Raw genomic sequence first — 9,543 nt, forward strand, 5'->3', positions numbered from 1 at the left:
AGCCTGGTGTGCGCTCCACCACCGAACATCCTCGACGTGAAAGGCGACGTCACCGACGATCCCCGGCGCTGGAAGGCCGTGGACAGAGCGAGTGCCACCGACGACGCCCCTATCCCATGGAGAAGGGAGCCGAGTTCCACGAGACAACGCTCCGGCTCGGCGAGGACGACTCCGGTCTTGGCATCGAAAGGAACCCCTCTGATGTCCCCTGTCGAAAACCCGGAGCATGCCATCGGGGTGCACCTGGTCCGGCTACTCGAAGAGCGCGGCATGACGCTGGTCGAACTTGCCGACAAGGTCGGCATCACCACCGTGAACCTGTCGATCCTCAAGAACAACCGCGCCAGGGCGATCCGGTTCTCCACGCTGATCAGGATCTGTGAGGTCCTCGGCTGCCAGCCCGGTGACCTGCTGTCCTTCGCACCCCGCTCCTAGCGAGATGACGCACGCGCTGTTACTCCATCAGACGAATCCCGGCGGACCTGCCAGCCGGAAAGTGTCGGCCCGTGCCCGTACCTTGGCCCAAGGGACACATCTGCTCGCCTCCGGCCGCCCGGCGCCCACACCGCCCGAGGACGAGGGCAAGGTGTGTTCCGCTTTGCGTACTAATGATCGTCCAGACGTCTCCACGAATTGAGGCAGGATCTTGAGCACAGTCACCTCGCAGGACGGCACGGTCATCGACTACGACCGCTACGGTGACGGACCTGCCGTCATCTTCATCGGCGGAGCCACTCAGTACCGCGCCATCGACCAGAACACCGGGCAGGTCGCGCGGCGACTCGCGGCCGAGGGCTTCACGGCGGTCGACTACGACCGGCGCGGACGCGGACGATCCGGCGACACCGCGCCGTGGGCACTGGAGCGAGAGGTCGAGGACCTCGCCTCACTGATCAAGGCAGCAGGAGGAACCGCGACTCTCTACAGCAGCTCATCCGGAGCGACCGTGGCTCTGGCAGCCGCAGACGCCGGTATCGGTGTCACCGCGCTGGCGCTCTACGAGCCACCGCTGTTCGCCGATGCCGACCACACCGAGCACCTGGCCACCCTGCACTCCTTGCTGACCGCGGGCAAGAACGACGAAGCGATGCGCTACAACCTGACCGCAGTGATCGGGATCCCGTCCGATGCCGCCGATGGGATGGCTCAAGCACCCGGATGGACCGAGATGGTCGCCGTCGCCCCAACGCTCGTCTACGACCTCACAGCCCTCCATGAGATCAACGTCGACCCCGACTGGGCCGGCCGTTGGGCCTCGGTCACCGTACCGACGATCGTGTACTCGGGTGACCAGACCTTCCCCGGCATGCCCGAGGCCGCTGACACGGTGGCGGCAGCCCTGCCCAACGCGACCCGCCGCATCCTGCCAGGCCAGGGCCACGGCCCCACGCCCGAAGCCATAGTTCCGGTACTCCTGGAGTTTCTCCGCTGAGCCGGCTGCCCCGGTGACAGACACGCGGGATCAGGCGGGATCCTCATCTCGAAGATCCCGCGGTCACCGTCTCCGGCACCGACGAGCACCGACGAGGGCCTGGCCGCCACACGCCCACGGCAGCGTCAGCGGCCGAAGCCGACACCGGCAAGTCGTGAAAGAGCGCCACAGAAGGCGAACTCCGTCCGACCAGGCAGCCGTATCAAATCCTCGCCCCGTCCTGTAATCCGTACCCCGCGAATCTTGATCTTCACGCCGCGGGAATCACGGCACGACGTCATGCGGCTCACGGACGGCAGATACGCGACATGGGCGTCTGTGAAACACCGATCCGATGCCGTGATGGACACGGACGACGCGAGATCCGTACGCCGGAATGGCGAGGAACCCAGTGCGATCCGACTCCGGATCCGGGTAGGTCAAAGTGTGGACGTCCCCCTGACAATGGGAATTTTCATCCTGTTCCGCGGAGTCAAAGCATGAGAGCCGCCCTGACACGTTGACCTAAACGAAGCGAGCAACAGCCCAGCCTCCACAACGCACACCTGGTTCATCAACCCATCCACCCACTCTCCGAGCGCACGTGGCCTGGTATGAGCGGAGTTGGCGCTCTTTCGCATGTGAATCGCCTCGGGTTTGGTGGAAGACTTCGGTGCACCCCGAATCACCGTCGACGCAGCCCGCCCGTCAACTGCGGCATCAATCCGATGTGCGTCCGCACAGACGTGCACCGGGCGTACGGCAAGCCGCCGGTCATGGCGGTGAACGGCATGGCGCTCATTCATAACGCGCCCGCTGAACCTGCCCTGCGGCTTTCTCGAGACGTGCAGGTCGTCATCGTCGCCGGTGTCGACAACCAGCCCCCGCGATCGAGACCGATCAAAGCGAGAGCGCCCGGCCGACCAGGGACCACTCGCTTTCCCCCGATGCCGTGGATGAAGAAAGAGCCGTATGAACGGGGGCCGCCCCGGACCCTTGCAGGCTCCTAAAGGCAGGGTTACAATCCGAATCTATTAGGAAAGTTTCCTAATGGAAAAGGAGGTGTAGGGGCATTAACCTGCTCCTTCACACTCAGCGAGGCCGCTCCCTGCACACATGCAAACGCGGCCTTATCCGTTCAACGTACCGGCAAGGCGGTGCCAACGTGATCTCGGCACGGCCAGGCCCGGCAGACACGCACCCGGTCTGTGGCGCTTTTGCTTGTGCAAGACAGCCGCAGACATGCCACCCCCCACCCCCCATTCCTCTGGAAGTGTGACGTGAGATTTCGTGTCCTCATCCTCGCGCTCTTCGCCGTCTTCGTGACGAGCGTGGGTGCCCCGGCGCTGGCCGACGCCAGCACGCGGCAAGCGAGCGTCCAAGCCTCCGCTGCCGCCTGGGCTCCCTACACCGCATACACCGCGGGTACCGTGGTTACCCACAACGGCATCAACTACCAGTGCCTGCAGAGCCACACCTCCCTGCCCGGCTGGGAGCCCGACCGGGTCCCGGCCCTGTGGAAGGTCACCACGGGCGGCCCCACTGACCCCACGCCTCCCTCGGTCCCGGGCAATCTGCGCGTCACCGCGACCACCTCCAGCAGCATCTCGCTGGCCTGGGACGCCTCCACCGACAACGTCGGCGTGACCGGCTATGAGGTCTACCGCGGCACGACCCTGGTGACCACCGCCACCGGCACCAGCTACACCGACTCGGGCCTGGCCGCCTCGACCAGCTACACCTACACCGTGCGCGCCCGCGACGCCGCCGGTAACCGCTCGGAGGCCAGCGCCCCGGTCACCGGGACCACGCAGGGCGACAACGGCGCCCCCGGCCAGCCCGGTACCGCCTCGGCGACCCCGACCAACAACAGCATCACCCTGACCTGGGGCGCCTCCAGCGGCACCGTGACCGGCTACCGCGTCTACGAGGGCACCACACAGCGGACGCAGGTCACCGCGACCACCGCCACCATCTCGGGCCTCGGCACCTGTGAGACGCACAACTACACGATCAAGGCCTACAACTCCATCGGCGAGTCGGCGGGCCGCGACGTGAGCGCCACCACCACCGGCTGCACCAACCCGAACCCCGCCAAGCTGCCCGGCGCGCCGTACCTGTACATGGGCTGGGGCAACCCGCCCAACCCGGGCACGGTGATGGACGCGACCGGCGTCAAGTCCTTCACGATGGCCTTCATCCTGGCCCAGAACGGCTGCACCCCGGCCTGGGACGGCCAGCGTCCGCTGACCGGCGGCACCGACGCCTCGGCGATCAACACGATCAAGTCCAAGGGCGGCAGCGTCGAGATCTCCTTCGGCGGCTGGAGCGGCAACAAGCTCGGCCCGAACTGCTCCACCCCCGAGGCCTTCGCAGGCGCCGTGCAGAAGGTCATCGCCGCCCACGGCCCGGCCGTGGTCGACTTCGACATCGAGAACACCGACGAGTTCGAGAACTACACCGTCCAGGACCGCATCCTCAACGGCCTGAAGATCGTCCGGCAGAACAACCCGAACGTGAAGATCGTCGTCACCATCCCGACGTTCAAGACGGCCCTGAGCGCCGCGGGCGTCCGGCTCGTCAACCAGGCCAAGGCGTTGGGCGCTCCGATCGACAACTACACGATCATGCCGTTCAACTTCAGCGGCACCGAGATGTACCAGGACACCATCAACGCCTCCGAGGGGCTGAAGGGCTCGCTGAAGAGCGCGTTCGGCTGGAGCGACGCGGAGGCCTACGCACACATGGGCATCTCCGGCATGAACGGCAAGTCCGACCAGGGGGAGACCACCACCCCGGCCATCTGGACCCAGATCCGCGAATGGGCCAAGTCCAAGGGCCTGACCAGGTTCACCTATTGGGCGGTCAACCGTGACCGGGCCAACGGCGGCGGCGTTCCGCAGGCCGAGTGGGAGTTCACCAGGATCACCGCGGGCTTCTGACAGCCGCACAGAGAGGGGGCGGGCCATCACCCGTCCCCTCACCGTTCCGATGACTTTTCCAATGGGCACTGCTCTGATGGGCACTGCTGGAAAGCCCCGTCCCTTTACCCTCGGGCGGGGGCAGTGCCCCTCGGACAAGGCACCCACCGCCCAGGGGGACGCCGCCGTCAGCCGGACGGCGCGTCTTCGGTGACGTCACAGACGTCGGCCAATCGTGAGGACGGCCAGCCAGTGCCGGGTCAATCGTCTTTCCGGACGTACGGCCAGCCGGCGACGTACCTCGTCGTAGAGATGCTCGCGCTTGGCCGCCTGCATGGCGATGTGTCCGGAGAAGGTTTCCAGAAGCGCGATGTATTCCTCTGTGGTGTAGCGGAGTGACCATACGTAGCGTCGGGTCCCGATGACGTCGAAGTGCCCAGAGGTCTCAAATTCGGTGGCCGTGGGATCGGGTTGGTCCTCAGGCCATGGCGGTGGCCAGGTACTGCCGTCGCCCTCACCCATCTCGTCGTACACCTGTTGGATTTCCGTGAAGAACACGTCGAAGTCCGGAGGAAAGGCGTGCTGAGCATCCCATACGGCCAGGTGGCCGCCTGAGGGCAGAAGCGCGGCCGCCTTCTCGTATTTCACCTCAGGGTCGACCCATTTCCAGGCAGTTGCCGCGTAGACGAGGTCGAAGAGAACACCGGTCGGGGGTTCCCATGCCTCGAACGACGAGGTGACCACCGAAACGCCGGGGAAATCACGTAGCCGGCGCCGTGCCTCCACGGCCAGAGCGTCGCCGAGCTCAACGGCCGTGATCCTAAAACCCGCCCTCGCCAGCGGCAGCGTGGCTTTCCCCGGGCCGCATCCGATTTCGAGGAGGTGCGCAGGCGGTTCGACCCCCGTCATCGCGAGCAGCTCAGAGTACAGATCGGCCGGGTAGTCGGGGCGTGCCTTCTGATACAGGGAAGCCACAGTGTCGAAGGCGACTCGCAGACGTTCACGGGACATACTGCGATCCTGGCAGTGCCTCACCTCGGGCGTCTGATCATTGACCTGCCGGCTCCCAGCCACGGGTTGACACCCCCGGGGCCGAACTCGTCACCTTCCATACCGCCCGCCATCGCCTTCTGACACTCACGGGCGCGATCGCCTCTCAGTCGAACAACCGCTTTCTTTTCCTTATCTTCTGCATCTTCTTGGGGCTCATGAGGTCAACCATCAGCTAAGGCTTCTCCAGCCCATTGACGCAGGTCACCTCATGTCCCGGTCGCGCCGTCCTCTCCCTCGGAGAGAGCGGGTCCAGTCGAGGCGACAAGTCCTTGAATCATGGCGGGGTAGGCGTCCTGGATGCCCCGCGCCGCCTTCAACTGAGCATGCAGGTAGTCGATACGCCGGTACAGCACCCGGTGGTCGGGCGGCTGAGTGCTCCTCCACAACCGGACCTTTCTGTCGGCGCCTGCGGTGGCGAGCAGGTGGCCGTGCGGGTGAAAGGCGATTGCCCGGACGGGGCCGGTGTGACCGACCAGCGGTCGCCCCACCTGTTCCCCGGTAGCGAGGTGCCACAAGCGGACCGTCCCGTCATCGCCGGCGCTGGCCAGCAGGTCCGCTCCCGGATGGAAGGCCACAGAGCGGACAGAACCAACGTGGCCGATCAACGGTTCAATCCTGGAACGTCCTGAGGCGAGATCCCACAACCGCACCGACTCGTCATCGCCGCCACTGGCCAGCAGACCTCCGTCCGGGTGGAAGGCCACCGCCACGACGGCACCCTCGTGGCCTCGCAGAGGCTCCCGCAGCGGCTTCCCCTCAGCGGTATCCCACAACCGCACCATGCCGTCATCGCCGCCGTTGGCCAGCACCGGCCTATCCGGATGGAAGGCAAGGGACCAGCCGAAACTGTCGTGGCCGATCACAGGCTCTCGTAACGGCTCGCCTGATCGGATGTCCCACAATCGTACGGTTCCACCGATGCCGCTGCTGGCCAGCACGCGTCCGTACGGGTGGAAGGCCACCGACCAGACGGCACCGGAGTGGCCCTGCAACGGATCCCCTACAGGCCGCCCGGAGACGACGTCCCACAGCCGTACCTTCTGGTCGCTACCACCGCTGGCCAGCAGACCTCCATCCGGGTGGAAGGCCACCGCCACGACGGCACCCTCGTGGCCTCGCAGAGGCTCCCGCAGCAGCTTCCCCTCAGCGGTATCCCACAACCGCACCGTCCCGTCACCACTGGCGCTCGCCAGGACGCGTCCGTCCGGGTGGAAGGCCATCGACCAGACAGCACCGGAGTGCCCCCCTTCCAGGGGGCCGCCCTCCAGCCGATAGAGCTCCTCCTGCTCATCCTGCAAATCGAGGACCGGCTCCTGGGGACCTTCGGCCCGAACAATGGACTCGGCCTCGAAAACCGAGTCGGGCTCACGCTGAGGCTGGGCGTTGCGGGCGGCGGCCCACAGAGCCTGAAACGCTGTGACATCGCCGTTCAACGCCTCAACGACAAGCTCCACGTTGCCCCACCGCGGCAGTTTGTCGCAGCGGATCACTGCGTGAGCGGTGGTGTGACTCATGGCTCTCGTCTGCTTGGCCAAAGTCCGATAGCTGGGCTCACCTGCGCGCAGATGGAGATCCCGCAGGCTCTCGCGCAGAGCGGTCAGGGCGTCCTTTTTCATCAGGGGCATAGTGGTTCAATCATTCCTGAGTGTCAGGAAACGTAAAGCCCATATGGTCACTTGCCTCCGTTCACACTGCGACCGTCAGCATCTGTCAGTCGACGTCCACGTTTGTCGAATGATGTAAGACCTTGGCACAGATCGTCAACACTGCTCCCGCACGTCACATCCTGGTATCACGCCCTCGACATCAACCAAAGAGGGTAGAACTCACAAAAGGAGCCCGATGACCATGATGTCCCAGCTCGTCACCTTAGTCACGTCAGGTGCTGTGCTGTTGGCCGTCCCTGCCGCGACCTACATATTCTCGGCTGATCCGGAGCGTCGTTCCCGGGCGCTGCGCCTGCTTCAGCTGCTGCTGCGCCGCTAATGCGGCGTTTCTGTCACGGTGGCCTCGATATGAGGTTAGCCCTCGCTGTCCACGGTAGATCCGGCACGAGAATGAAACGAAGACCCGCGGCATGTTCGGCGACGAACCGTGGCCGCTCAGGAACCTGTCCGCAGCGTGTACGGAAGCCGTATGAGAACGCTGTGGCTTGCGAAATCAATTAACCGCTCGTAGCAGGTGCCTTCGTAGATGATGACTCGGTCAGCGGACTATTCCGACCTGCTGATGTCCCGATGAGCATCCGGTGGCAGATGTTTCGTCCAGCGCCAGGGAGCGGAAGGCCGGGGTGACTGATCCTCGCCGTGTGACGACACCACCCCGTCCCACCGCTTCCGCATTACCCTCTTCCACCGGCCTGATCGGGCGCCTGCCGTTCAACGTCTGGCTGACCGCCGCCGAGCACTCGTCCCCGCCTCTGCCGTACCAGGGGGGTGCCCATCGACACCGGATTGCCCGCCCGCGAGCTGATCAAAGCCCGCCCTGGCTCGATGACCTGGTCATCGAGCTCCACCCGGCTGACACGTGCTGGCCTCCAACGCGCGGCGGCGGAGGAGAACCGGGGCCTTCAGCTCGCCGTATCCGGCGTCACGGGATCACAGGACTCCGGCAACCGAGATGGCCGGTCCGGTGAGGATCGGCACGGCGGTCACCTCATCGCGGCCAAGACTGGCACGAGGAGCCCGGGCACCGAGTGACTCCGAAATTCGTAGGCCGCTGACGTCATGCGGAGCCGCCCACGAGCCTGGGTACTCGACTCCGTGGATGACGGCCGATAGTCACTCCTGCACCGAGCGAGCGCCTCCGTCGGTGAGGCCCGAGCACTCCTGGTCGAAGGTGATCACGATGTATCTGCCGTTGGCGTAGCTGACCACAGGCCGCTGGAGCATGTCACCCACCCTGCGGGCAACCTTCTGGAACAACTCCACCATCTCCGGAGTATCGGCGGACACCCTGAACCGCCCGTTGGCGACGAGCTGCTGGGCAACAAGGGGAGCGAAGTTCACCTCGCTTCTGGCCTTCTCCTCCGCGCTGAGAGGGGTACGCCGAAGCGCGGGCCGTGTGCCGGGAGGGTAGGTCATCACTGATCTCCTCGTAATCGCCGATCTCCTAGGGTGCCATCCACACCACCCCCTCTGGACCGCTACCGGGCGCATCAGACATCTCCCCGCGACAAGACAGCGGGGACACCGCCACCCTTGATCATGCACCACGGACGTGGCAGATCCCGCGGGAAACGGCGGGGAATCACAGGGACATGATTCGGACCCCACAACGGATCATCGCCAAGGCCGAGATCGACGACCGGTAATGCCCAAAGGTTGAAACAGCTCGCGTTCACATCCCGTACGGGTGGCCGGCCTCTCGACACCATCGAGAGCTACAAAAGCAACTCGACTTAGGTTCACCAAACCTTCCCCTGACACCATCCTTCTTATGTTGACCGTAAAATCTCAGCGTGACAGTGCGCTCCAGCACCCGGGACCGAATCCAGTGTGTTGTTTGCAAGGATGCAGAACTGAACGTATGAGATACGCGGACAGGAGCGGAGCTTGTTCGCCCGGGCTTGGTTGCAGCATGAGGAGCTGTGATTTCTGGCTTCGGCCATGTTCACCAGGGAATCAGGGCACCGCGGATGGCTCAGCTGTCGGGCGTCATCCGCAAGTCGGCGCGCGAATGGCGTCAGGCCTGACTGGAGCTCTGATCTACAAGGGGATCGCAGCAGGTGCTGCTGAGGGATGAGCAGCCGACCAGCTGGACGTTGAGCTGAAACGCGGCGCGCCCATCCACAGCTTTCGCCCCGACCTGATTTTTACCTGACCCCACCACAGACCACACATGCCCAACTCAGCATGCCGCTCTCACCGGTGCGGGGCAGTCTACCCTAATATCTGGCGAGCCATCCAGCAGAAAACCCAAAACATCCCGAGTCATTCTCAAGGGAAACCGATATCCATCATCCAACCCGGGACACATTCCGCGATGTTAGTCATGGTGCGTTAAGGCGGTAGCCAAAAAGCTTCGTGACAGCGGGCCTTTGGGCTGTCCTGTGTTCTGCTAGCCTCGATCTTTCGTGATCTTCGTGTGGTGGGCTGAGGTATTCGGCTGAGAGTCGATTTCGCTTCCTGGTCAGCGTGGTGGCCCGGCTGTCGCGCC

The 9,543-nt window shown here is 64.7% G+C and carries 7 protein-coding genes; 4 read left to right on the plus strand and 3 right to left on the minus strand.

All coding sequences use genetic code 11. The annotated features are described in order from the left end of the window. Positions 1-201 precede the first annotated feature (201 nt). The 3 genes from AB0395_RS21130 to AB0395_RS21140 all read left to right on the plus strand — a co-directional run bounded on the left by AB0395_RS21130 (position 202) and on the right by AB0395_RS21140 (position 4,353). A complete protein-coding gene (locus AB0395_RS21130) occupies positions 202-435 on the plus strand; it encodes a helix-turn-helix transcriptional regulator (protein WP_366282880.1) in 234 nt (77 codons plus the stop codon). Between the two features lie 211 nt (positions 436-646). Further along, a complete protein-coding gene (locus tag AB0395_RS21135; RefSeq protein WP_366282881.1) occupies positions 647-1,432 on the plus strand; it encodes an alpha/beta hydrolase in 786 nt (261 codons plus the stop codon). A gap of 1,259 nt (positions 1,433-2,691) precedes the next feature. Then, complete coding sequence (locus AB0395_RS21140) at positions 2,692-4,353, plus strand: carbohydrate-binding protein (protein ID WP_366282882.1); 1,662 nt, start codon at positions 2,692-2,694, stop codon at positions 4,351-4,353. Positions 4,354-4,548: 195 nt separating this feature from the next. Here the strand turns inward: AB0395_RS21140 and AB0395_RS21145 are convergent, their stop codons facing one another. Together AB0395_RS21145 and AB0395_RS21150 are read right to left on the minus strand one after the other, a co-directional pair. Next, on the minus strand, positions 4,549-5,343 hold the full coding sequence (locus AB0395_RS21145) for a methyltransferase domain-containing protein (RefSeq protein WP_366282884.1): 795 nt from the start codon (positions 5,341-5,343) through the stop codon (positions 4,549-4,551). 248 nt (positions 5,344-5,591) lie between these two features. Beyond that, positions 5,592-7,001 carry a WD40 repeat domain-containing protein gene (locus AB0395_RS21150; RefSeq protein WP_366282886.1) on the minus strand — a complete coding sequence of 470 codons (1,410 nt, stop codon included), beginning with the start codon at positions 6,999-7,001 and terminating at the stop codon, positions 5,592-5,594. Positions 7,002-7,227: 226 nt separating this feature from the next. On the opposite strand from AB0395_RS21150, the gene AB0395_RS21155 reads away from it, so the two are divergent. Beyond that, positions 7,228-7,371 (plus strand): hypothetical protein, encoded by a 144-nt coding sequence (locus tag AB0395_RS21155; protein WP_366282888.1) that lies wholly within the window; start codon positions 7,228-7,230, stop codon positions 7,369-7,371. 794 nt (positions 7,372-8,165) lie between these two features. Here the strand turns inward: AB0395_RS21155 and AB0395_RS21160 are convergent. Next, complete coding sequence (locus tag AB0395_RS21160; RefSeq protein WP_366282889.1) at positions 8,166-8,468, minus strand: hypothetical protein; 303 nt, start codon at positions 8,466-8,468, stop codon at positions 8,166-8,168. Positions 8,469-9,543 lie beyond the last annotated feature (1,075 nt).

This window comes from Streptosporangium sp. NPDC051023 (assembly GCF_040689595.1).
Classification (GTDB): Bacteria; Actinomycetota; Actinomycetes; order Streptosporangiales; family Streptosporangiaceae; genus Streptosporangium.